Consider the following 22,010-nt stretch of genomic DNA (forward strand, 5'->3'; position numbering starts at 1 on the left):
TCTTATCCAAGGGGAAACACCATGGGATTCAATTGCGGCATCGTCGGCCTACCTAACGTCGGCAAGTCCACCCTGTTCAACGCCCTGACCAAATCCGGGATCGCGGCCGAGAACTTCCCCTTCTGCACCATCGAGCCGAACACCGGTATCGTGCCGATGCCGGACAAGCGCCTGGAAGCCCTGGCAGCCATTGTCAATCCAAAGCGCATCCTGCCGACCACCATGGAATTCGTCGACATCGCAGGCCTGGTGGCCGGCGCCTCGAAAGGTGAAGGCCTGGGCAACAAGTTCCTGGCCAACATCCGTGAAACCGATGCCATCGCCCACGTGGTCCGCTGCTTCGAAGACGAGAACGTGATTCACGTCTCCAACAGCGTCGACCCCAAGCGCGACATCGAAATCATCGACCTGGAACTGATCTTCGCCGACCTCGACAGCTGCGAGAAGCAACTGCAGAAAGTCACCCGCAACGCCAAGGGTGGTGACAAGGACGCCGTGGTCCAGAAGGCCCTGCTGGAACAGCTGATCGCACACTTCACCGAAGGCAAGCCTGCGCGCAGCCTGATGAAGAACATGAGCACCGATGAGAAAGCGGTGATTCGTGGCTTCCACCTGCTGACCACCAAGCCGGTCATGTACATCGCCAACGTCGCTGAAGACGGTTTCGAGAACAACCCGCTGCTCGACGTCGTCCTGGCCATTGCCGAAGAAGAAGGCGCCATGGTGGTGCCGGTCTGCAACAAGATCGAAGCCGAGATCGCCGAGCTCGAAGACGGCGAAGAGAAAGACATGTTCCTCGAAGCCCTGGGCCTGGAAGAACCTGGCCTGAACCGCGTGATCCGCGCCGGCTACGAAATGCTGCACCTGCAGACCTACTTCACCGCCGGTGTCGAAGAAGTCCGCGCCTGGACCGTCAAGGTCGGCGCCACCGCGCCACAAGCCGCTGGCGTGATCCACACCGACTTCGAAAAAGGCTTCATCCGCGCCGAAGTCATCGCCTACAACGACTTCATCCAGTTCAAGGGTGAAGCCGGTGCCAAGGAAGCCGGTAAATGGCGCCTGGAAGGCAAGGAATACGTGGTCAAGGACGGCGACGTGATGCACTTCCGCTTTAACGTCTAAGCACCTGCGGGCTATTGCGGCAAAGCACTTGCCGCAATAGCCCGGTGTTGCACGGCCCGTGTCATGCCATCGCGGCACGCACTGCGGCCTCAGAAGTAAGTTGTAGCCCCCGCAAAAAACGCCCGTCCGGGCACATAGAAATTCGTCGCCCCATCCCGTGGATCTTCATCCAGCAGGTTTTGCACCCCGGCATTCAGGCTCAACCACTTGGTCAGCGCCAGGTTCGCCGTCAGGTCGTAGGTGGTGTACGACTGGGTGAAATCATCACCAATCCCCCGCTGCTTGCCGACATGCTGCGCCGACAGTTCGGTGTTGAGCTGATCATTGACCTGCCAGTTGATGGCGCTGAACAGCGACAGCTTGGGTGAGCTGATCAAGTCTTCACCGGTGGACAGGTTTCGGCTCTCCAGCATGTAGGTGGCGTTGGTGCGCCAGTCCACGGAGTCACCCAATGGCACCCGCGTCGTGCCTTCCCAGCCACGGGTACGCGCCTTGTCGACGTTTTCCAGCATGGTCCACCAGCGTCCCTGGTACTCGCCCAGTGCGGCGTATTCGATCTTGTCGGTGAAGTCGGTGTGGAAGTAGGTCAAGCCGGCTTCCCAGCCACCGTGATCGAAGGACACACCGACTTCCTTGTTGGTGCTGGTCTCCGGCGTCAGGTTCGGGTTGCCGGCCATCCAGCAACTGCCGGAGCCGTACCCCAGGACCACCAGGGAGCCACAGCCACGGCCCCCGGACTCCGTCGCCGCGCCCGCACTGCCCTCTTTCAGGCTGGGCGCGCGAAAGCCCTTGGAGATACCGCCCCGCACGGTCCAGTCGGGGTGCGGGTGATAGACCAGATAGGCCCGTGGGCTGTTGTGGTTACCGTATTCGTCGCTGTGGTCGAAGCGGTTGCCCAAGGTCAGGGACAGGTTGTCGAGCAGGAACAGTTCATCCTCGATAAACGCCGCCGAGTAGTCAGCCTTCAAGCTGGAGCCGTTGACTGGATTGCCCTGGTAGTCAACCGGTACGGTGCCGAGGGTGTTGCTGTTGGTCAGTTCTTCGCGCTTCCATTGACCGCCCAGGGTCAGGCTCTGATTGACCAGCCACTCAAACGGCAGATTGAGGCTGCCTTCAACGATTTTTTCTTCGGAGTTGGCTTTACCCCACTCGATGTCGTTCTTGAATTTGTTCAAGTAGGCATCCAGTTTCGTGCTGCCGAAACTCCAGTCACCGGTGTGGGACAGCACATAACTGTCGCGGATCAGGCGCCCGGCACCGAAGCCTTCGCCGATGGTTTCGCCGTAATCGCCGAAGGTCTTTTTCGATGACCATGAGCGCTCGACACCGTGCACCGCTTCCAGGGACAGGCTCTGCTCGTCGTTGATTTTCCAGTCGAGCAAGGCGTTCACGCTGTGGTCCTTGGAACCCCCGGCACCGTCGCCATACATGTAGTCGCCGGCGGCATCGCGCCGAGGCTCGACCTCGTCGGCAGCGCGGCGAGTCACGTTGGCCCCCAGGCGCAGGCCCAGAGAGTCGGTCAACGGGCCGGCCAGGTTGAGGCTGTTCTGGGTGGTCTGGCCGCGATCCGAATCCTTGGGCACGGTGATGTTGGTGCTGGCCGAGCCGCTCCAGGTCTTGGATACCTTGCGCGTGATGATATTGATCACCCCGCCCATGGCGTCGGAACCGTACAGCGAAGACATCGGCCCACGCACGATCTCGATGCGCTCGATCATGCTCGGCGCGATCCAGTTCAGGTCCTGGCGCGCCAGGTCGCGGCGGTAACTGGTGTCGGCCGAACTGCCGACGCGTTTGCCGTCCACCAGGATCAAGGTGTACTTGTCATCCAGGCCGCGCAGTTTGATCTTCGATTGCTCGCCCACCGGGCCGAAGCCGCCGGTCACGCCGGGGACGCGGCGCAGCAGGGTGTTGAGGTCGTACACCGGTTGGCGCTCGATCTCTTCGCGAGAAATCACACTGACACTGGCAGGGGCGTCCCGGATATCGGTCGCCGCGCCGGTGGCGGTCACAAATGAGGTGTCGAGTTCGGTAACCGCCGGGGAGCTGTTCTCGACAACCTCCTCGGCATGCAGCGTCGGAGCGGCCAGCATGACGCCGGCGGTGAGGAAAAGTGAGTTGAAAAGGCAGGGGGTAGGTCGCATTAAAAACGGTCCTTGTCGATTCAATGCACTGTTACGGTGCACTGAGGAAGGCGCGAGTGTAATGCAAATGAATATCATTTAGAAACAGAAAGAACCTGAAACCTTTCTCGTAGAGCGCTCGGCAACGCTTGCGGCCCGCACTGGCGGGCCGATTGCTGGATAGAGGGGGGAGTTGAGTTACCCGCGATCGATCAGCAACGCAACTGACGGATCGCGGGCAAGCCCGAGGTCGATCAGGCTTTTTTGCTACGCGGCAGGAAGATCGCCAAGATGCCGAACAGCGGCAGATACGCGCACAACCGGTACACATATTCGATGCCGTGCGCGTCTGCCACATAGCCCAGCAGCGCAGCGCCGATGCCACCGAAACCGAACATCAGGCCGAAGAACACCCCGGCGATCATGCCGACGTTGCCCGGCACCAGTTCCTGGGCGTAGACCACGATGGCCGAAAATGCCGAGGCCAGGATAAAGCCGATCACCACGCTGAGGACGCTGGTCCAGAACAGGTCGACGTGGGGCAGGATCAAGGTGAACGGCGCCACCCCGAGGATCGAGAACCAGATCACCGCCTTGCGCCCGATCCTGTCGCCGATCGGCCCGCCGAAGAAGGTCCCCGCCGCTACTGCGCCGAGGAACAGGAACAGATGCAGCTGCGAACTGGCCACCGACAGGTCGAACTTCTCGATCAGGTAGAAGGTGAAATAACTGGTGAAGCTGGACATGTAGAAATACTTGGAGAACACCAGCAGCCCCAGCACCACCAGCGCGCTCAGCACCCGGGCTTTGGACAAGCCGTGGGTAGCCGCCTGGCCTTGCTTGAGTTTGAACAGCCGCAGGTGGTTGGCGTACCAGCGGCTGATGGCATACAGCACCACCAGGGCAAACACCGCAAACAGGCCGAACCAGGCCACATTGCCCTGGCCATAGGGAATGATGATGGCCGCCGCCAGTAATGGGCCGAAGGCGGTGCCGGCATTGCCACCGACCTGGAAGGTCGACTGTGCCAGGCCAAAGCGCCCGCCCGAAGCCAGCCGCGCCACTCGCGATGCTTCCGGGTGAAAGGTCGAAGAGCCAATGCCGATCAGCGCCGACGCCAGCAGAATCAAAGGGAAGCTGCCGACCTGGGACATCATCAGGATGCCGATCAGGGTGCAGATCATGCCCATCGGCAGCAAGTAGGGTTTGGGATGACGGTCGGTGTAGTAACCGACCCAGGGTTGCAGCAACGACGCCGTCAACTGGAAGGCCAAGGTGATCAGGCCAACCTGGGTAAAGGTCAGGCCGTAGCTTTGCTTGAGCATCGGGTAGATCGACGGCAGCACGGCCTGAATCAGGTCGTTGATCAGGTGCGCCAGCGCTACCGCGCCGATGATGCGCATGACCAGGGGACTGCTTTGCGCCGACGCGGGGGCCGAAGTCGCGGCGGACTGAACGTTGCTGATAGCCATGAGAGTTTCCGTACAGCGAATGGATGCACATTTGCAGGTGCGCCAATGTGCCATTTTTAGGTGCAGCAACGCCATCCCCTTAGCTTGCTAAGTACCTATCCTGACCATCTGCCACTGATAGCGTAACGCCATGGTCTGAATCTTGCTCCAGGATTGCTTCCAACCCGCCGCCCTTACAAAGGGGACGGAAAATGGGAAGTATCGCCACAGCGCCGGCCTGATAACGGCTGCACTGGCGAGCTTTTCGAGGCCTTTTACGAGGGCACGGGTCACGGGCCACACCGCCCTGACCGCACGCCAATGGTGCGTAGTGCCCGGGGGAGTTGTCGGGATGCATCTTTTTCTTTCACCAGGCATTCGGCTGCTCGGGCGTTTCGGTTTCGCCCGCAAATTCCAGCTGCTGTTTCTGCTGTTTATCCTGCCGCTGCTGGTCAGCCTGTGGATGATTGGCCAGGACTACCGCGACAAGCTCAGCCTGATCGCCGGCGAGCGCACCGGAGTGCATCAGCTGCTGGCCCTCAACAACCTGGACAACCTGCTGGCCGCGCAACGCGACCGCGCCGCCCGCTGGCGCGCCACCGAAACCAATCGTCAACCGACCCCGGCAACCCTGGCCGCCATGGCCGCCTTTGATGGCGTGCAACCGGCGCTGGACCAGGCCATGGTCGAACTCGGCGCCGCCCTGCAGAGCGCCGGTGCCGCGGGCGACACCCTGGCCCGTTTCCAGGCCTTGCAAGCTGCGCTCAATGGCCTGGACTCCAAGAGTCTGAGCAGCGTTGGCTGGTGGCCGGACGGCTACGATCGCTTCACCGCTGCCTTGAGTGCGCTGCAGGCGCTACGCGAGCAGATCGTCATGGACAATCGCCTGACCCTCGCCCCCTGGCTGGAAACCTACCTGCTGACGCAGATCTCCACCCAGCATGCGCCGGACCTGATCGAACGGGTCGGGCGCCTGGCCAGCGTCGGCCAGGCGTCGGTGGTTTCCGGGCAGTTCACCCTGCAAAGCCGCCTGCAATTGCGCGACCTGCGCAGCCGTATCGGCGATGCCCGCGACCAGTTGGTGAAGACCGCCGGCCTGCTCGAAGCGCGCCTGCCCAGCGAACTGCAGGCCTGGGCCGAGCACTATCACGACAGCCTCAAGCAGCTCGACGCCGGGCTCAAGGTGCTGGACGACGGGGTGTTCGGCGGCAGCATCAACCTCAAGCCGGAAGATTTCGAACGCAGCCTGGACGGCCTGCTGGGCAATCTGGCGAGCCTGCGTCAGGACTCGCTGAATTCCCTGGACCAACGCCTGGAACACTATCAGGGCGCAGCGGTGCGCCAGTTCATTCTGGTGGCGACGGTGCTCGGTGCGCTGCTGCTGGCGGCGCTGTATCTGTTTATCTGCCTACAGGCCTCGATCCGCCGCAGCGCCAGCGGCATCACCCAACTGGCCGAGGCCCTGCGTGACGGCAACCTGTGCCTGCAAGTGCCGGTGCATGGGCGCGACGAACTGGCCGCCATCAGTACCGCGCTGAACGTGGCGGTGGTGCAGTTACGCAGCAGCCTGCAGGGCGTGGACCATGAAACCCTGCAACTGAGCAATGCCGTGCGCAGCCTTAACGATCACTCAAGCGGGGCCCTGGGCGAGGTCGAAGCGCAACAGCAGCAGATCAGCCAGATCGCCACCGCCGCGACCCAGTTGGCCGCCACGTCCCAGGGTGTGGCCATGAGTTGCGAGCAGGCCTCCGGCAGCGCCCAGCACACCCAGCGCATTGCCGCCGACAGCAGTCGTGACAGCCAGCGCACCACCGCGAGCATCCAGCAGCTCAATCAACGGCTCAATGAAACCGCCGCGGCCCTGGGCCGGGTCAGCGAGCAAGGGCAACAGATCCAGCTGGTGGTGGACACCATTCGCGGCGTCGCCGAACAGACCAATCTGCTGGCCCTGAATGCCGCCATCGAAGCCGCCCGGGCCGGGGAGCAGGGCCGTGGGTTTGCGGTGGTCGCCGATGAAGTACGCAGCCTGTCGCAACGCACCCAGTCGTCGACCGCGCAGATTGCCGGCACCGTCGACAGCCTGCGCAGCACCGTCAATGAAGCGGTGAGCCTGATGCAAGCCGCCTGCGGCCAGGCCCAGAGCGATGCGCACGCGGTCACCGGCCTGGGCGAACGACTGGAGGAAATTGCCCAGGCCGTGCAAAGCGTCACCGACACCCTGGCGCACATCGCCACCGCCGTGGAGGAACAGGCCTGCACCGCCGATGAAGTCAGCGGCAATATCCAGCAGGTGGATCAGGCCGCCGTACGCCTGCTGGAAGGCGCCCGCGCCGTCAACCTCGCCGCCGACACCCTGAGCCAGGGCAGCCGCGCGTTGAGTGCCAATACCGGGCGCTTTCAACTGACATAAGCCCGTAGCCGCTGCCGAGCCGCGAGGCTGCGCTGGCCCGATAGGACACCGTGGAATGTCAGGTAAATTACGGCGCTCTGAGGGCCTGAAGCAGCGGCTACGCCTGCGTTATCCGCGCCTCGGGAAAATCCGCCTCCAGCTCGGTTTTCAACCACTGGGTGAACCACGCCACGTCCGCCGACCATTGCCCATTGGGCGTCAGCACGCGGTAGCTCTCCAACTGCACCTGGTCTTCCAGCGCCCGCACCAGGGTCCCGGCCTTGAGCTCTTCGCGCACCAGCACTTCATTGGCCAGGGCGATGCCCTGCCCGCTTTCCGCCACGGACAAGGCATGGTCGTTATTGACGTAGAGCACGTCGGAGCCGATGTGGATGTCCAGGCCATTGGCGGCGAACCACATGTTCCACCACTCACCGTCATCGAAGTGAATCAGGTTGTGCTTGAGCAAATCGGTGGGGCTGCTGATCGGCTCGATGCTGGCCAGGTAACCCGGGGTGCAGATCGGGAACACTCGAGGGCGAATCAGGCTCGCCCGTGATTGGGGGTACTGCCCGTCCAGGCCGTAGGCGATCCCCAGGTCACAGTGCTTGGCATCGACCTCGGTAAAGGTCGAATTAGGCTCGATGGCGAACTTTAATCCCGGTCGCACATGGCGCAACGCTTCCAGCCTCGGAGTCAGCCAGCGCTTGGCGAACCCCGGCACCACCATGATCCGCAGCCAGCGCTCGCGATCCCCTGGCTGCAACTCCTGGCCGGCTTCGATGATCAGTTGCAGCGCCTGGGCAACCTTGCGGTGATAGGTCTCCCCGGCGGCGGTCAGGATCACCCCGCGCGAGGTACGTTCAAACAGCTGCACCCCCAGCCATTCCTCCAGCAGCTTCACATGGCGGCCGATGGCAGGCTGGGTCACGTGCAGGGCTTTGGACGCCTCGACATAGCTGCCAAGGCGCGCTGCCGCATCGAAGGCACGCACCGCATTCATCGGTGGCAAACGCTGTTCAACCATGGCCGGGCACGCCCTCTGCTATTAAATTATTTAACAGCTGCTATGTTAAAATTGAAGTTTCGCCCCCGCAACCCCTCACTGATAATCGGCGCAACAGCAGAATAAAAAAAACACCTAAAGAGCCCGAAAAGCGGCTCGCAAAAGACCTGAAACACATCTCGATCCTGCCCAGAAAAATAAAATCCATGGCCTGACGCCACCGCCCTCTTCCGGGCGTTCGCAGGCGATGGGGGAATCGGAGGTTACGCATGAATGCCGTGCATTCGCTGCAAACGCTGGCTGTGTCTATCCGCTCGGTGCGCAAAGTCTACGGTGATCCGCACAGCGGCCCGGTGGCCTTGAAAAACATCGACCTGGACATTCGCGACAACGAATTCTTCACCCTCCTCGGCCCTTCCGGCTGCGGTAAAACCACCCTCCTGCGGATGATTGCCGGGTTCGAGTTTCCGACCCAGGGCGAGATCCTGCTCTATGGCGAAAACATCGCCGACCGCCCGCCGTTCAAGCGCCCGGTCAACACTGTGTTCCAGCACTACGCCCTATTCCCGCACATGAGCATCGCCGAGAACCTGGCCTTCGGCCTTGAGTCGCAGCCCATGGGCAAGGTCTTGAGCAAGGCGCAGATCGCCGAGCGGGTTCGCGAAATGCTGGCCCTGGTGCAGATGGAACGCTTCGCCGGGCGCCGTCCCAACCAGCTCTCCGGCGGCCAGCAGCAACGAGTGGCCCTGGCCCGGGCGCTGGCGCCGCATCCCAAGGTCCTGCTGCTGGACGAACCCCTGTCGGCACTCGACCTCAAGCTACGCCAGGCCATGCGTGAAGAGCTCAAGGCGATCCAGGCCAAGACCGGCATCACCTTTATCTTCGTCACCCATGATCAGGAAGAAGCCCTGACCATGTCCGACCGCATTGCCGTGCTGTCGGAAGGCGAAGTGCAGCAAGTGGGCCGTCCGCAAGACATCTACGAACAACCGCGCAACCGGTTTGTCGCCGACTTTATTGGCGAAACCAACTTTATCCAGGGCACCGTGACCCGGGTCGAGGCCGGCCTGGCCTGGTTCGCCGGCCCCGCCGGGCATCCGCTGCCGGCCCAGTCCTGCAGCGAGGTCCAGGTCGGCGCCACGGTCGCCCTGTCGGTACGCCCGGAACGCCTGCACCTGGTGCCGGCCGGCAGCCAGGGCACACTGCCGTGCCGCATCGAGGCGCAGATCTACCTCGGCACCGACCTGCAATACCAGGTCAGCCTCAGCGACGGGTCGCGCCTCACCGTGCGCACCCCCAACAGCGTCGACCACAGCCAGCGTTTTGCCGTAGGCAGTGACGCCGGCCTGCACTTCGACCGCGGCAGCGCCAGCGTCCTGCTGGATTGAGCACGAGGGTTCGCCATGCACGCTTCACCGATCACCCACAACCTGGAACGTCGCCGGGCCTTGCACAGTTTTCTCGGGGTCAGCCCGGCGCTGCTCGCCATCGGTCTGTTTCTGCTGGTGCCGATCCTGATCGTCATCGGTTACTCGCTGATGGAGGCCAACCCCTACGGTGGGGTCAACAAGGTCCTGAGCAGCGATGCCTACACTTCGCTGCTGTTCGAGCGGCAACTGGACGACAGCCTGGCCTTCACCGATTCCTACCTGGTCATCGCCCTGCGCTCGATCGGCATTGCCGGGCTGACGACCCTGATCACCCTGCTGATCGGCTTCCCAGTGGCCGTATGGCTGGCCATGCAGCCGGTGCAGCGGCGCGGGCTGCTGATCTTCCTGATCACGGTGCCGTTCTGGGCCAACCTGCTGATCCGCACCTACGCCTGGATCCTGCTGCTGCGTAACACCGGGGTCATCAACAACAGCCTGCTCGGCCTGGGCCTGATCGACCAGCCGCTGCAACTGCTCTACACCGACGGCGCGGTGCTGCTGGGCCTGGTCTACACCTACGCCCCGTTCGTGGTGCTGCCGATCTACGCCACCCTGGAAAAAATGGACACGCGCCTGCTGGAGGCTGCCCAGGACCTGTATGCCGGGCGCTTGCGCACCTTGCGCAAGGTGGTGCTGCCGATTGCCAGGCCGGGAATTATCGCCGGTGCAATCCTGACCTTCGTGCCCTGCCTTGGAGCGATGATTGCTCCGGAGCTGTTGGGCGGCGGTACGCGGATGATGCTTGGCAACCTGATCTTCCGTCAGTTCAGCGACGCCCGTAACTGGCCGTTCGGTGCCGCGTTGTCGCTGGTGCTGATGGCGGCGGTGATGCTGGTCCTGACCCTGTATGCCCTGCGCGCTCAGCGCCAGCGCGTTGCCCGGGAGGGTGCATGATGCTGCGTCTATTCAAGCGAAACGGCCTGGGCGTGCAGGACTTCCCCGGCTTTGGCGGCTTCAGTTTCCTGTTCTACCTGTACCTCTACGCGCCGATCGTGGTGCTGGTGGTGTTCTCCTTCAACGCCAACCAGTCGGCCACGGTATGGAGCGGTTTCAGCCTCGACTGGTACCGCGCCGCCTTCGCCAACCAGGCCTTGCGCCAGGCAGCGGGCAACAGCCTGTTGATCGCCGTCTGCGCCAGCAGCATCGCAACCGCGATTGCCACCCTCGCGGCGCTGGGTACCTCGCGCGGCGCCAGGTTCAAGGGCCTGCAACTGTCCATGGGCGCCATCATGCTGCCGTTGGTGCTGCCGGAAATCGTGGTCGGCGTCGCCACCCTGGCGCTGTTTTCCACCATCGGCCTGTCCCTGGGCTACGGCAACCTGATCATCGCCCATACGGTGTTCTGCATCCCGTTCGCCTACCTGCCGATCCGCGCCCGGCTCAATGACATGGACCTGTCTCTGGAGCAGGCCGCTGCCGACCTCTATGCCGGCCCCTGGCGCACCTTTCGCAAGGTCACCCTGCCGCTGCTGATGCCGGGGATTTTCTCCGGGCTGATGCTGGCCTTCATCGTCTCGCTGGATAACTTCGTGATCTCGATGATGGTCTCCCAGGCCGGCACCACCACCCTGCCGATCTTTATCTTCGGCCTGTTACGCATGGGGGTGACCCCCGACGTCAACGCCGTTTCGACCCTGATCCTCGGCGTCTCGGTGCTGTTCGTCAGCCTCTCTTATCTGCTGGGCAAAAAGAAAACCTGAACCTTCCAAGCACTGTGGGGAAATAGCATGAGCAAGTTGATTACAGGCCTCGGCGCCTCGTTGTTACTGACACTGCCACTGACCATGGTCGGCAGCGTTCAGGCTGCGGAGAAACTCAACGTGGTGAGTTGGAGCGGCTACTTTTCGCCGGAGATCCTCGCCAAGTTTCAGAAACAGAGCGGCATTGAAGTCACGGTCGATTCCTACGATTCCAACGAGACGCTGCTGGCCAAGCTCAAGCAAGGCGGCACCGGCTACGACGTGGCGATTCCCTCGCACCAGTTCGTGCCGATCCTGATCAAGGAGCAGTTGCTGGAGCGCTTCGACCCGATCAAGCAGCCCTACTACGCCAGCGTGGTCGACAACCTGCAACGGCCGACCTGGGACCCGGACGGCGCCTACTCGATGCCGTTTATCTGGGGCACCACCAGCGTGGTGCTCGACAGCACGCGCTACGCGGGCCCAGCCGACAGCTACAAGGTGCTGTATGAGCCGCCGGCCGAGTTGCAGGGGCGGATCAACATGTTCGATTCGGTCAGCGATGTGATCGACATGGCCAGCCTGTACCTGAACATCCCGCTGTGCAGCGAAGACCCTAAGCAGTTGCAACAGGTGCTGGCCCTGCTCAAGGCGCAGAAGCCCTTCGTCAAGACTTACAGCTCCAAGGCCGGCTCCATCCGCGAGAACCTGGCCGCCGGCGAAATCGACATGTCGATGTTCTGGGGCGGCTCGTCGATGCGCGCCCGGGAGATGAAACCGAGCCTTAAGTACCTGTACCCGAAAGAAGGCGTGCTGGCCTGGGTCGACAACATGGTCATCCCCAAGGGCAGCAAGAACCCGGCGAACGCCAGGGCCTTTATCGCCTTCCTCAGCCAGCCTGAGAACGCGGCCATGACCCAGAACTTCCTCAAGCATCAGAGCCCGATCAAGGGCGTCGAACCCTTCCTCGACGCGGGCCTGAAGGATGCCCCCGAGCTGCATATTCCCGAGGGCACCAAGGTGGTGTTCAGCCAGACCTGCGGCGAAGGCGCCATTCGCCTGGCCGACCGCCTGTGGACCAACCTGATGCGTTGACCCCCGACCGCCCCGCTGCGGCGGGGCGCTTTCTTCAAGTCGTCTACAAGGCAGCATCACCATGACTTCAAACCCCATCAGCGAACTGGTCCTGCTGCAGGCCCACGAACTCGCCGAACGCATCCGCCTGCGCCAGGTTTCCTGTCGCGAAGTGATGCAGACCTACCTGGCCCATATCGAGCGCTTCAACCCGTCGGTGAATGCGCTGATCAGCCTCCAGCCATCCCAGGCGCTGCTGGCCCAGGCCGACCTGCGCGACGCAGAGCTGGCGCGCGGCGAATACCACGGCTGGATGCACGGCCTGCCCCACGCGATCAAGGACCTGTCGCTGACCCACGGTATTCGCACCACCCTGGGCTCACCGCTGTATGAAGATTTTGTGCCGCAGCGCGACGGCATCATGGTCGAGCGGATCAAGGCAGCCGGGGCGATCATCATCGGCAAGAGCAACACCCCGGAGTTCGGCCTCGGCTCACAAAGCTACAACCCGCTGTTCGGCGCCACCGGTTGCGCCTACGACCCGAGCAAGACGGCCGGCGGCAGCAGCGGTGGTGCCGCCGCCGCACTGGCCATGCACCTGGTGCCGGTGGCCGACGGCAGCGACATGATGGGCTCGCTGCGCAACCCGGCGGCGTTCAACAATATTTTCGGCTTTCGCCCGTCCCAAGGCCGGGTGCCGTTCGATGACAGCAGCGATCTGTTTTTCGACCAGCTCGGCTATGAAGGCCCCATGGCCCGCAGCGTGCGTGACGCCGCCCTGCTGCTGTCGGTACAGGCCGGCTTTGATGCCCGGGCACCGCTGTCCATCGCCGAATCCGGAGCCGCGTTTGCCGAGCCCCTGGAGCGCGACCTGCGGGGCACGCGCCTGGGCTGGCTGGGTGACTTCAACGGCTACCTGCCGATGGAACCAGGCATCCTCGAACTGTGCCAAGCCACCTTCGCCGACTTCGAGGCCGTGGGCTGCAGCGTCGAGGCGGCCCAGGTCAACTTCGCCCCGGAGCAGCTGTGGGACAGCTGGCGCACCCTGCGCCACTGGCTGGTGGCCGGCTCCCTGGGCGCGGCCTACGCCGATCCGCTGAAACGCGCCCAGCTCAAACCCGAAGCCTGCTGGGAGGTGGAAAACGGCCTCAGCCTCAGCGCCAGTCAGGTGTACGCCGCTTCGGTCAGCCGCAGCCACTGGTACCGCGCCATCAGCCAACTGTTCGAGCGCTTCGACTTTCTGCTGCTGCCCAGCGCCCAGGTGTTCCCGTTCGACAAAACCATCCCCTGGCCACGCAGCATCCAGGGCGTGGCCATGGACACCTATCATCGCTGGATGGAAGTGGTCATCCCCGGCACCCTGAGCGGCTGCCCGGTAGCCAATGTGCAGGCCGGCTTCAATACCGACGGGCTGCCCATGGGCCTGCAAATCATCGGCCGGCACCAGGCCGACTTCGCCGTGCTGCAACTGGCACACGCCTACGAACAGGCCAGCCGCTGGTTCCAGCGCTGCCCTTCGCCACTGCTGAGTCGGGGGTAATTGGATAAACGGTTGATAGCGTAGATAAATTTCTTACAAAAAGGCTTGACGCAATGTCGTTCTCCGCGAATAATGCGCGCCACTTGGCTACATAGCTCAGTTGGTTAGAGCATAGCATTCATAATGCTGGGGTCCGGGGTTCAAGTCCCTGTGTAGCCACCAAGTACTAAAAACGGCTTACCGCAAGGTAGGCCGTTTTTTTATGCCTGGAGAAAAGCCCCTGGCTGCTGAAGACGGTCCTGTTGTTTCCGGACGCCTCTGTCTGCGCCACCGCATGCCGCAGTTCGAACGACGCCTGCCCTTGAAGGCGCCAGTCTCAACTGAGGGTGTGCCCCTCTTGCTTCGGCATGAAAAAACGCGCGAAGAGTTCGGACTGCGACTTGATGTTGAACTTGGCGTAAATATTACGCCGGTGAACCTTTATGGTTTCCGTGGACAGGGAAAGCTTGCCGGCTATCTCCTTGCTGGAGAAGCCACTCAGCAACAACTTGAGTACATCCTTTTCCCGCGCCGTTATTTGCGCACCCAACTGAGCAATGGTGTCCGACCACAGAGGGGGCTCGGTGATGTTTTTTTCCAGGCTGTTTTCAAACGACATGCGCTGATACATCAATGCAATTACCCAGGGCTTGATGATTTCAAGTGTCGCGATTTGCTCCTGGGTGAATCGAACGGTACTGCCAAATGAAACACACAATGTTCTATCCGCATCGAGTTGAACATTGTACTGCGCTTCATCGACGGAAATGTATTGCGCAAAGTACTGATGATAATACTCGGTCTCCAGAAAATGCTCCGGCGCAATATCGAGCATATGAAAGAAGCCACTCTGCGGATCTTCACGATTGGCAATATAAAAGGGGTCCAGCAAATAAAGACCTTTTACATAGCGATGGGTAAAGGCATCCACCTCTTCGGCATCGGCCACTTCAGGCAGGCTAATGACCTGAACTTGCTGATCGCTGAAAATCAATACCACCCAATTATCTATCTTCACATACTCATTCAATACGCGAATAAGCGAGCTCCAGAACTCCGGACGGTCCAGTTGCATGATCAACTTTCCAATCGACCGGTGCCAAACCAGGTCATGAAGGTCGAGTGACATTGTCTACCCCTTTAGGGTTAGGAATTCATGGGTCAGAGGTAAGTATTTGTAGGTATTTACTATTCGACGATGCCGAGTATATTCAGCCCCTAGCTTACGATGGCCATGAGGGCCTATCGAGTTGACAGGGATAGTCATATGAGTAAGTCGCATTTGCGAGCTATTTTTTTAGCCTCGCTTTTCAGTGCCGGAATAAGCACATCCGTCAGTGCGGTAGAGCCCGCCGTACATCTGTACAACTGGTTCGGGTTGCTGGCGCCGGAAACCCCCAAGGAGTTCGAGCGGGAGACCGGCACAAGAATCAATATGGATGCCTTTGACAGCGCCGAGATGATGCAGAGCAAGGTTATGGCGGGGCGCACCGGCTATGACGTGGTCGTGGCCACTTCCAATGTCTTGCCGGGCCTGATCGAGGCGGGCGTGCTTCAACCACTGGATCGCAGCCAACTGAGCAATTTGTCCCATATCGATCCAGATATCCTGGCCCTGCTCGCGGCCAATGATCCCGGTAATCGCTACGCGGTGCCCTACTTGTGGGGCACCACCGGTATTGGTTATGACGAACATAAGGTCAAGGCTGCACTGGGCGACAATGCCCCAGTAAATAGCTGGGACTTGATCTTCAAAGAAGAAAACATCAGCAAACTCAAGTCCTGTGGCGTGGCCATGCTCGACTCTCCCAGCGAGATCATTTCGATTGCCTTGAATTACCTTGGGCTCCCGAGCAACAGCAGAAACCCCGAGGATTATCAGAAAGCCCAGGCGTTGCTATTAAAAATCCGTCCTTACATTCTCTATTTCGACTCTTCGAGAATCGATGCCGACCTGGCGGATGGCAATATCTGCGCAGTCGTGGGCTGGGCCAATGGTGCCCTTGCGGCGCAGGCCATCAATGAGAAGTCCAACACGGGGCGCAAGATTGCCTACAGCCTTCCTCGCGAAGGCGCACTGGTCTGGTCGGAAAACCTGGTGCTGCTCAAAGACGCTCCTCATCCCAAGGAAGGCATGGCGTTTATCAATTACATGCTGCGCCCCAATGTTATTGCCAAGACGTCAAATCACACGCTGTACCCTAATGCCAATAAAGACGCCTCTGAGTTTGTTGAGCAGAAGTTGCGAGACAACCCCTGGATCTATCCAGACAAGAACACTATCGCCACACTTATTCCACTTGAGCCGCTGCCATTGAAGTTGGAGCGAATTCGCACTCGCGTATGGACCAAGGTCAAGAGCGGCACTTGATCTGGCCTGGTTATTACTGATTGCGCCTCTGCTCCCTCACACGGCGTGAGGGACCAGGGGCTATATAAAGAATCAAAAGACTGCGCGGTGCAGCTAGTCATTGGCAGGCCGAGTACCACACTCGGCACAACTAAGTGACTATCCGCCGCTGTCGCGCGGTGGCCGGCGTTTATAGGCAGCACACGTAATCAGGCAGGGAGCAGACGAATGACAACGGCGTTGTCACCGAGGTCCCAGGGAAGGAGAAAATCATGTGCCGAGGCGATTGCCAGCGCAACGTGGAGTCGGACGATTACAAAGCGTACAAGGAGATCGAAGAGCAAATCGGTCACTGCTCGCCCGAACAAGCCTGGGCCATGTATTACGTCTCGGCCGGGCTGGTGCGTGAGCACATCGCGCTGGCGGTGATGGAACACATCACCCGGGGCAACAAGGCGCTGCTGCTTGAATTCCCTGAACTGGCCCAGGCTGAAAAAGAGCGAACACGCGTCGAGCTCACCCGAATCAAAAACGTCTTCAGCGCCAAAGAGTCACCCATGGCTGATGAGAAACGCTTTCTGCAAACGGTCCAATCGCTGCATCGACGCCGTTATCAAGGCTGAGCAAGAGCACGTCGACTGCGACCCTGGCCGCCTCCCCGCAGTCAGCACGATGGCAAATGCCCTGAGTCGCCCCGGCCCCCCTCAGCCTGCGCTCAAGCCTTGCGCTGTCACCGCCCCCTGTTCAAGATCGCTGGCGTTCCTGGGCAGGCACTGCTGCCAGGACGGTTCGACATCAATGGGCGCTCAAGGAGAGTTGGCAATGCTTCAAGTATGGGGACGCCGCAGCGCGTTCAATGTGCAGAAAGTCATGTGGCTGATCGGTGAACTGGGCCTGGCCCATGAACACATTCGCGCCGGCGGCAGCTTCGGGATCAAGGAAACACCGGAATTCCTGGCCATGAACCCCCACGGCCGGGTGCCGCTGATCAAGGACGGCGAGACCGTGGTCTGGGAGTCGCACGCGATCCTCAGGTACCTGGCGGCCACTTACGGCGCAACGGCACTCTGGAGCGACAACCCGGGGCAGCGCTCAGTGGCCGATCGCTGGATGGACTGGGCCCAGTGCAGCCTGCAAACAACCTTTATCAACGGGGTGTTCTGGGGCGGGTTTCGGACCCCGCAGGAGCAGCAGGACAGCGTGGCGCTCAAGGCCAGTGTCCAGCGCTGCGCCGAGCATTTTCAGTTGCTCGACCAGGTGTTGAGTCAGCAACCGTTCCTAGGCGGCAACGAGTTCTCCCTGGCGGATATCCCGGCAGGCACAAACCTGTATCGCTACTTCGAGCTGGAGATCGAACGCCCTGTCATCCCCAACGTCGAGGCCTGGTACGCCCGCCTCCAGGAGCGCCCTGCCTACCGCGAACACGTGATGATTCCCTTCGCCGAGATGCGCGGAAAGCTCGACTTCTAACCCCCATAATCGGCACGACTGGCCCCTGGGGCGCGCTGCGACCAGCGCGCAATAACCAGGGCCATGAGCAGTAACCCCGTGGCCACGGCAAAGCTGACCCGCAGGCCGTGGCTCATGGCATCGGGCGCACTCGTACTCAGCTCGGAGGCAGATGACGCCAACGCAAACACTGCGCCGATGACGGACGCACCGCTGATCAGCCCGAGGTTGCGCGACAGGCTGAGCAAGCCGGACATCGCGCCGCGCTGATCGGCCTGGACGTCCTGCATCACCGCGGTGTTGTTGGCCGCCTGGAACAGTTGATAACCCGGGGTCAGGATCACCAGCCCGGCCACATACCCGACGACGCCGAACAGCGGTGCCAGCACGCTCAGCGCAACCGCCCCGGCGAGCATGCCGAACAACCCCAACACCACGCCCCGGGGCGCCCCTAGCTGGTCGACGACGCGCCCCGCCGGCACCCCGCTCAGTGCTGAAACCACCGGCCCCATTGCCATCACCGCACCGACCACGGCCAGGTCGAGCCCCAGCCCACGGCTGAGATAAAACGGCCCGACCACCAGCGTCGCCATCATCACCGTCGACACCAGGCCATTCATGAGCAGGCTAGCGCCGAGCAATGGCTCGCGAAACAACGCCAGACGAATCAACGGTGACGCCACCCGGCCCTGCCCCCAGAGAAACAGTCCGCCGGCGACCGCCGCCGTCAGCAGCAACGCGGCATTGCGCCAATCGAAACGGCCGTGCCCGAGGGTCGTCGCCAGGGCATAAGCCGCGAGTGCCAGGGCCAGCAGCAAGGTACCGCTGTAGTCAAAACCGACCGGCCCAGCCTCGGCGCGTGGGCGATCGGCCGGCAGGTAACGGTAGGCCAGGGCCAAGGCCAACAGGCCCAGGGGCAGATTGAGCACAAAGATCGCGCGCCATCCCAACCAGGCAATCAGCACGCCGCCCAGGGCCGGGCCCAGAGCTGTGCCGATCGCCGACATGCTCCCCAGCAGGCCCATGGCGCTGCCGGTTTGCGCCTTGGGCACGCTGTCGCCCACAAAGGCCATGGCCAGCGCCATCATGATCGCCGCCCCCAGGCCCTGGATCGCCCGCGCGCCGAGCAACCACCCCAGGTTCGGCGCCAGGGCGCACCCGAGGGAGGCCAGCGTGAACAGGGCAATGCCCGCCAGCAGCAGGCGCCGGCGTCCCATCAGGTCACCAAGGCGGCCGACGCTGATGATCAAGGTGGTGATGGCCAGCAGGTACGCCAGGACGACCCACTGCACCTGCTGGAAAGACGCCTCGAACGCCTGGGCCAGGGCCGGCAGGCCGACATTGGCAATGCTGGTGCCGAGGGAGGACAACAGCATCGACAGTGACAGGCTGGCGAGCACCCCGCGCAGCGCAGGCTCCGGGTGGGCAATGATCGGCTTCACGCTGTGCTCCCTTTTTGAGCGCCGCACAATGCAGCTGGCAACAGGGTATGGCCCGCGCTGACAAGGCGGAAGACGCAGCATTTGCACTTCAAGTGTGCACCAGACGCCATACCTCGATCCCGCCTGTGCTAACGTCGCTGCATGTCAAAACCCGACCTCAACCTGCTGTTTACCCTCGATGCCCTGCTCGCCGAAGGCAATGTCACGCGCGCTGCCCAACGCCTGCACCTGAGCCCGTCGGCCATGAGCCGGGCCCTGGCGCGCCTGCGTGAAACCACCGGCGATCCGCTGCTGGTCCGGGCTGGGCGCGGGCTGGTGGCCACACCGAGGGCCCTGGAATTGCGCGAGCAGGTCAGCCGCCTGCTGCAAGAAGCACAAGCCGTGTTGCGCCCCGTCGAACAGCTGGACCTCAAGCGCCTGGTGCGCAGCTTCACCCTGCGCACCAGTGACGGCTTTGTCGAAACCTTCGGCCCAACCTTGATCGCCCGCATCAGCCAGGAGGCACCCGGGGTGCAACTGCGCTTTGTGCACAAGCCCGACAAGGACAGCACGCCCCTGCGCGACGGCACGGTCGACCTGGAGACCGGCGTGGTGGGTCAAACCACTGCGCCCGAACTGCTGACCCAGGCCTTGTTCCGCGACCGTTTTATTGGCGTTGTGCGCCAGGACCATCCCTTGACCCGGGGGGCGATCACCCCGGCGCTGTATGCGGCTGGGCGGCATATCGGCGTCTCGCGGCGTGGTCAGGACAAAGGGCCGCAACAGATCGAGCACGCCCTGCACACCCTTGGCTTGCAGCGCCAGCAGGTGGCCATCGTCGGCGGCTTTGCCAGTGCCCTGGCGCTGACCCGTGGCGACGACCTGATCGCCACCGTGCCTGAACGGCATACCGCCACCCTGCGCACGGGCCTGCACAGTTTTGCCCTGCCGCTGGTTTTGGCGCCGATCACCGTGTCCATGCTCTGGCACCCACGGCTGGACGCCGACCCGGCCCATCGCTGGCTGCGCGCCTGCCTCCGGGAGATCTGCGCAGAGCCCGCCGCAACCGACATCCCCGCCTGAACAGCCGGCCGCCCACTGCTGTACATTGCCGCCACGGACGACACATCATTTTCCCAGTGAACGGAGTTCAACGCGTGTTTTCGATCTTCCATCCGCGTCATCGCCGGCTTACCACCCTCTCGCTGATAGCCGCCGCTCTCACCCTCAGTGCCTGCAACAACCCGCCTCCCAGCACCGCCCTGCCCGCGGCCCCGGAAATCGCCTCGGGCTACCGCAGCGACCTGCACACCCGGTATGCCGACCAGCACATGGCCGCCGCCGCCAACCCGCTGGCAGCACAAGCCGGGCGCGAGATCTTGCGCCAGGGCGGCTCGGCCATCGACGCGGCAATTGCCATGCAAGCCGTGCTGACCCTGGTGGAACCGCAGTCTTCGGGCATCGGCGGCGGCGCGATGATCGTGCTCTGGGACGGCAAGGCGGTGCGCACCTACGACGGCCGGGAAACCGCACCGGCCGGCGCCAGCGAAAAACTGTTCCTGCAAGCCGACGGTCGCCCCATGCCCTTTCCCAAGGCGCAGATTGGCGGACGTTCGGTGGGCACCCCGGGCGTCTTGCGAGCCCTGGAACTGGCCCATCAACAACACGGCCGTCTGCCCTGGGCCCAATTGTTTGAGCCGGCTATCCGCCTTTCTGAACAGGGCTTCCCGATCTCCCCGCGTCTGCACGGCATGATCGTGGCCGACCCTTATCTGGCGCAGTCGCCGGACATGGCCGGGTACTTCCTCAACAGCGACGGCAGCCCTAAGGCCGTGGGCACTCTGTTGCACAATCCAAGGCTGGCGGCGGTGCTGAAACGCATCGCTCATGAAGGTCCGAATGCCCTGTACCAGGGCCCGATCGCCGAGGAAATCGTGGCCAAGGTCCAGGGCCACGCCAACCCCGGCAGCCTGTCGCTCAACGACCTGCAAGGCTACCGGGCCAAGGAGCGCGCGCCACTGTGCAGCGACTACAAGCGCTGGCAGGTGTGTGGCATGCCGCCGCCGTCGTCCGGTGGCATCGCCGTAGCGCAGATCCTCGGCACCTTGCAGGCGCTGGAGGCACGTGACCCGCGCTACGCCCTGGCGCCGCTCAAACCGGTGAAAACCAGCCTGCCGGCCGGCCTCGAACCGGCGCCGCAAGCGGTGCATCTGATTGCCGAAGCCGAACGCCTGGCCTACGCCGACCGTGGCCTGTACGTGGCGGACAGCGACTTCGTGCCGGTGCCGGTGGCCGGCCTGGTCGCACCCGGTTATCTGGCCCAGCGCGCGGCGCTGATCGGCGAGCGCAGCATGGGCCTGGCCCAGCCAGGCAAGCCGCAGGGGATTGAAGTGGTGTACGCCCCGGACCGTTCGCCGATGCGTATTTCCACCTCGCAAGTGGTGGCGGTGGATGACCAGGGCGGCGCGGTGTCGATGACCACCACCGTGGAAGCCGCCTTCGGTTCGCACCTGATGGTCCAGGGCTTCATGCTCAACAACCAGATGACCGACTTTTCCTTTATCCCCGAAGAAAACGGCCAGCCGGTGGCCAACCGCGTGCAGCCGGGCAAACGTCCGCGCTCGTCCATGGCCCCGACCCTGGTCTTCGATCGCGCCAGCGGTGAACTGCTGGCCACCGTCGGCTCCCCCGGTGGCTCGCAGATCATCGAGTACGTGGCCAAGTCGGTGATTGGCATGCTCGACTGGAACCTCGACCCGCAAGCCGCCATCAACCTGCCCAACTTCGGCAGCCGCAACGGCCCCACCGAACTGGAGCAAGGCCAATTCACACCGGCCCTGAAACAGGCGTTGCAGGCCAGGGGGCACGCAGTGAACGAGATCGACATGACCAGCGGCACCCAGGCCATCGTCCGCGTGCGCGACGCCCAGGGCAAAGCTTCATGGGCCGGCGGAGCCGACCCACGGCGTGAGGGTGAAGCGTTGGGGGATTGAGCCG

Annotated in this window: 17 protein-coding genes and 1 tRNA gene; 13 read left to right on the forward strand and 5 right to left on the reverse strand. The window is 62.5% G+C overall.

The genetic code is table 11. From position 1 onward, the window contains the following. The first annotated feature begins 21 nt into the window (after positions 1 to 21). Positions 22 to 1,122: a redox-regulated ATPase YchF gene (ychF, locus tag JFU57_RS02190; protein ID WP_020297648.1), complete on the forward strand. Its 1,101-nt coding sequence runs from the start codon at positions 22 to 24 to the stop codon at positions 1,120 to 1,122. An 89-nt stretch (positions 1,123 to 1,211) separates the two neighbouring features. Here the strand turns inward: ychF and JFU57_RS02195 are convergent, their stop codons facing one another. Together JFU57_RS02195 and JFU57_RS02200 are read right to left on the reverse strand one after the other, a co-directional pair. After that, positions 1,212 to 3,266, reverse strand: a complete 2,055-nt coding sequence (locus JFU57_RS02195) for a TonB-dependent receptor domain-containing protein (RefSeq protein WP_201127920.1) — start codon at positions 3,264 to 3,266, stop codon at positions 1,212 to 1,214. 233 nt (positions 3,267 to 3,499) lie between these two features. After that, on the reverse strand, positions 3,500 to 4,717 hold the full coding sequence (locus JFU57_RS02200) for an MFS transporter (protein WP_078472450.1): 1,218 nt from the start codon (positions 4,715 to 4,717) through the stop codon (positions 3,500 to 3,502). A gap of 1,708 nt (positions 4,718 to 6,425) precedes the next feature. Here JFU57_RS02200 and JFU57_RS33555 point away from each other — a divergent pair. Next, entirely contained in the window at positions 6,426 to 7,106 is a 681-nt protein-coding gene (locus JFU57_RS33555) for a methyl-accepting chemotaxis protein (RefSeq protein ID WP_446739670.1), read from the forward strand. 97 nt (positions 7,107 to 7,203) lie between these two features. Here JFU57_RS33555 and JFU57_RS02210 read toward each other — a convergent pair whose 3' ends face one another. After that, entirely contained in the window at positions 7,204 to 8,112 is a 909-nt protein-coding gene (locus JFU57_RS02210) for a LysR substrate-binding domain-containing protein (RefSeq protein WP_078472452.1), read from the reverse strand. A 248-nt stretch (positions 8,113 to 8,360) separates the two neighbouring features. Between JFU57_RS02210 and JFU57_RS02215 the strand changes: the two genes are divergently transcribed. The 6 genes from JFU57_RS02215 (at position 8,361) to JFU57_RS02240 (ending at position 13,976) form a co-directional block, all read left to right on the forward strand. Continuing rightward, complete coding sequence (locus tag JFU57_RS02215; RefSeq protein WP_201127924.1) at positions 8,361 to 9,479, forward strand: ABC transporter ATP-binding protein; 1,119 nt, start codon at positions 8,361 to 8,363, stop codon at positions 9,477 to 9,479. Positions 9,480 to 9,494: 15 nt separating this feature from the next. After that, complete coding sequence (locus JFU57_RS02220; protein WP_078472454.1) at positions 9,495 to 10,415, forward strand: ABC transporter permease; 921 nt, start codon at positions 9,495 to 9,497, stop codon at positions 10,413 to 10,415. Next, positions 10,412 to 11,221 carry an ABC transporter permease gene (locus JFU57_RS02225; RefSeq protein ID WP_078472455.1) on the forward strand — a complete coding sequence of 270 codons (810 nt, stop codon included), beginning with the start codon at positions 10,412 to 10,414 and terminating at the stop codon, positions 11,219 to 11,221. Before JFU57_RS02220 ends, JFU57_RS02225 begins: the two co-directional genes overlap by 4 nt. A 27-nt stretch (positions 11,222 to 11,248) precedes the next feature. Continuing rightward, entirely contained in the window at positions 11,249 to 12,295 is a 1,047-nt protein-coding gene (locus JFU57_RS02230) for an ABC transporter substrate-binding protein (RefSeq protein ID WP_078472456.1), read from the forward strand. A gap of 61 nt (positions 12,296 to 12,356) precedes the next feature. After that, positions 12,357 to 13,814 carry an amidase gene (locus JFU57_RS02235; protein ID WP_201127926.1) on the forward strand — a complete coding sequence of 486 codons (1,458 nt, stop codon included), beginning with the start codon at positions 12,357 to 12,359 and terminating at the stop codon, positions 13,812 to 13,814. Positions 13,815 to 13,899: 85 nt separating this feature from the next. Further along, positions 13,900 to 13,976 (forward strand) — tRNA-Met (locus JFU57_RS02240). A 154-nt stretch (positions 13,977 to 14,130) separates the two neighbouring features. Here the strand turns inward: JFU57_RS02240 and JFU57_RS02245 are convergent. After that, the gene (locus JFU57_RS02245) at positions 14,131 to 14,922 is read right to left on the reverse strand and encodes a response regulator transcription factor (protein ID WP_201127928.1); all 792 of its coding nucleotides are present in this window, start codon (positions 14,920 to 14,922) and stop codon (positions 14,131 to 14,133) included. Between the two features lie 138 nt (positions 14,923 to 15,060). Here JFU57_RS02245 and JFU57_RS02250 point away from each other — a divergent pair, with 138 nt between their 5' ends. The 3 genes from JFU57_RS02250 (at position 15,061) to JFU57_RS02260 (ending at position 17,613) form a co-directional block, all read left to right on the forward strand. Continuing rightward, positions 15,061 to 16,164 (forward strand): polyamine ABC transporter substrate-binding protein, encoded by a 1,104-nt coding sequence (locus JFU57_RS02250; protein WP_078472459.1) that lies wholly within the window; start codon positions 15,061 to 15,063, stop codon positions 16,162 to 16,164. 251 nt (positions 16,165 to 16,415) lie between these two features. Next, positions 16,416 to 16,766: a hypothetical protein gene (locus JFU57_RS33210; RefSeq protein WP_238596188.1), complete on the forward strand. Its 351-nt coding sequence runs from the start codon at positions 16,416 to 16,418 to the stop codon at positions 16,764 to 16,766. 199 nt (positions 16,767 to 16,965) lie between these two features. Then, positions 16,966 to 17,613, forward strand: coding sequence for a glutathione S-transferase family protein (locus JFU57_RS02260; RefSeq protein ID WP_201127933.1), 648 nt, complete (start codon positions 16,966 to 16,968; stop codon positions 17,611 to 17,613). Here the strand turns inward: JFU57_RS02260 and JFU57_RS02265 are convergent. Further along, positions 17,610 to 19,034 (reverse strand): MFS transporter, encoded by a 1,425-nt coding sequence (locus JFU57_RS02265; protein WP_201127934.1) that lies wholly within the window; start codon positions 19,032 to 19,034, stop codon positions 17,610 to 17,612. The genes JFU57_RS02260 and JFU57_RS02265 overlap by 4 nt on opposite strands. A gap of 141 nt (positions 19,035 to 19,175) precedes the next feature. On the opposite strand from JFU57_RS02265, the gene JFU57_RS02270 reads away from it, so the two are divergent. Then, positions 19,176 to 20,096 carry a LysR family transcriptional regulator gene (locus tag JFU57_RS02270; protein WP_201127935.1) on the forward strand — a complete coding sequence of 307 codons (921 nt, stop codon included), beginning with the start codon at positions 19,176 to 19,178 and terminating at the stop codon, positions 20,094 to 20,096. Between the two features lie 74 nt (positions 20,097 to 20,170). Further along, positions 20,171 to 22,006 carry a gamma-glutamyltransferase gene (gene ggt, locus JFU57_RS02275; RefSeq protein WP_201127936.1) on the forward strand — a complete coding sequence of 612 codons (1,836 nt, stop codon included), beginning with the start codon at positions 20,171 to 20,173 and terminating at the stop codon, positions 22,004 to 22,006. Positions 22,007 to 22,010 lie beyond the last annotated feature (4 nt).

This window comes from Pseudomonas sp. TH07, from assembly GCF_016651285.1.
Classification (GTDB): domain Bacteria; phylum Pseudomonadota; class Gammaproteobacteria; order Pseudomonadales; family Pseudomonadaceae; genus Aquipseudomonas.

Bases quoted from the DNA above. Each gene is read 5' to 3' on its own strand.
- ychF (WP_020297648.1), top strand. From the start codon at position 22: ATGGGATTCAATTGCGGCATCGTCGGCCTACCTAACGTCGGCAAGTCC.
- JFU57_RS02225 (WP_078472455.1), top strand. From the start codon at position 10,412: ATGATGCTGCGTCTATTCAAGCGAAACGGCCTGGGCGTGCAGGACTTC.
- JFU57_RS02200 (WP_078472450.1), bottom strand. From the start codon at position 4,717: ATGGCTATCAGCAACGTTCAGTCCGCCGCGACTTCGGCCCCCGCGTCG.
- JFU57_RS02210 (WP_078472452.1), bottom strand. From the start codon at position 8,112: ATGGTTGAACAGCGTTTGCCACCGATGAATGCGGTGCGTGCCTTCGAT.
- JFU57_RS02215 (WP_201127924.1), top strand. From the start codon at position 8,361: ATGAATGCCGTGCATTCGCTGCAAACGCTGGCTGTGTCTATCCGCTCG.
- JFU57_RS02235 (WP_201127926.1), top strand. From the start codon at position 12,357: ATGACTTCAAACCCCATCAGCGAACTGGTCCTGCTGCAGGCCCACGAA.
- JFU57_RS02260 (WP_201127933.1), top strand. From the start codon at position 16,966: ATGCTTCAAGTATGGGGACGCCGCAGCGCGTTCAATGTGCAGAAAGTC.
- JFU57_RS33210 (WP_238596188.1), top strand. From the start codon at position 16,416: ATGTGCCGAGGCGATTGCCAGCGCAACGTGGAGTCGGACGATTACAAA.
- JFU57_RS02195 (WP_201127920.1), bottom strand. From the start codon at position 3,266: ATGCGACCTACCCCCTGCCTTTTCAACTCACTTTTCCTCACCGCCGGC.
- JFU57_RS33555 (WP_446739670.1), top strand. From the start codon at position 6,426: ATGAGTTGCGAGCAGGCCTCCGGCAGCGCCCAGCACACCCAGCGCATT.
- JFU57_RS02250 (WP_078472459.1), top strand. From the start codon at position 15,061: ATGAGTAAGTCGCATTTGCGAGCTATTTTTTTAGCCTCGCTTTTCAGT.
- JFU57_RS02245 (WP_201127928.1), bottom strand. From the start codon at position 14,922: ATGTCACTCGACCTTCATGACCTGGTTTGGCACCGGTCGATTGGAAAG.
- JFU57_RS02220 (WP_078472454.1), top strand. From the start codon at position 9,495: ATGCACGCTTCACCGATCACCCACAACCTGGAACGTCGCCGGGCCTTG.
- JFU57_RS02230 (WP_078472456.1), top strand. From the start codon at position 11,249: ATGAGCAAGTTGATTACAGGCCTCGGCGCCTCGTTGTTACTGACACTG.
- JFU57_RS02270 (WP_201127935.1), top strand. From the start codon at position 19,176: ATGTCAAAACCCGACCTCAACCTGCTGTTTACCCTCGATGCCCTGCTC.